Below are 817 nucleotides of genomic sequence, written 5' to 3' on the forward strand. Positions count from 1 at the left end.
CCTGTTCGGCGGTATTGATACCCAGGATGACCGCTATGAAGGCCGCGTCTGGGCGTTTGGCGCAGGTGAGGAAGCATGGCTGGTCCATAAATTCGTGCTGCAAGGTGACCCGGGCAGCATTGAGCTAAGGGCCAAGGTCGGCATCGAGATCCACAAGACCTTCACCCGGGCGGATGGCACGGTGATGGGCGTCGAGCGTTGGTGTTGGGACCAAGGTGGTCACTACTGCGATGAAGTGCGTGAGGAATGCATCAAGCACGGCACCCAGTGGGTGATCCCTGTGTTCGGTGCCTCGACCTACGGTAAGCCAATAGCGACCTGGCCGCGTAAGAAAACCAAGGTCAAAGGCGGACGTGCGTATCTGGTTGAAGTGGGTACCGACAATGCCAAAGAGCTGATTTATGGCCGCCTGAAGATGCAGCCGGACGGTTCGGGTGCGCCTGTGCCTGGCTGTATCCACCTGCCTGCTAACGAGATGACTTGCGGCGAAGACGAGTTGCGGCAACTGACTGCCGAGCGCCGCAAGTGGGTGATCGTCAAACACCAGCGCGTCCAGCGCTGGGACGCCGGCGGGCGACGAAACGAAGCGCTCGATTGCCTGGTGTACGCCTTGGCGGCGTTGCGCATAACGCAGCAGCGCTTTGGCATGAATCTCGACCTGCTCGCACAGCAGTTGCCCTCAGGCACCTGGGCTGTGCCGATGATTCACGAGCAGGAAAGCAAACGGGCCACCGTTGCCGCTCTGACACCCGCCACGGTGTCGGTGCCTGAGGTAGAGCCTGAACAATCATCCGACCAGCCCGCCGAGTCGGGCGGC

Annotated in this window: 1 protein-coding gene; it reads left to right on the forward strand. The window is 61.2% G+C overall.

All coding sequences use genetic code 11. From position 1 onward, the window contains the following. Window positions 1–817: terminase gpA endonuclease subunit (locus tag ACLD1X_RS29135; protein WP_429373732.1), on the forward strand; the 817-nt coding region annotated here is incomplete at both ends.

Origin of the sequence: Pseudomonas sp. 18173 (assembly GCF_050432945.1) — a bacterium.
In the GTDB taxonomy this organism is placed as follows: Bacteria; Pseudomonadota; Gammaproteobacteria; order Pseudomonadales; family Pseudomonadaceae; genus Aquipseudomonas.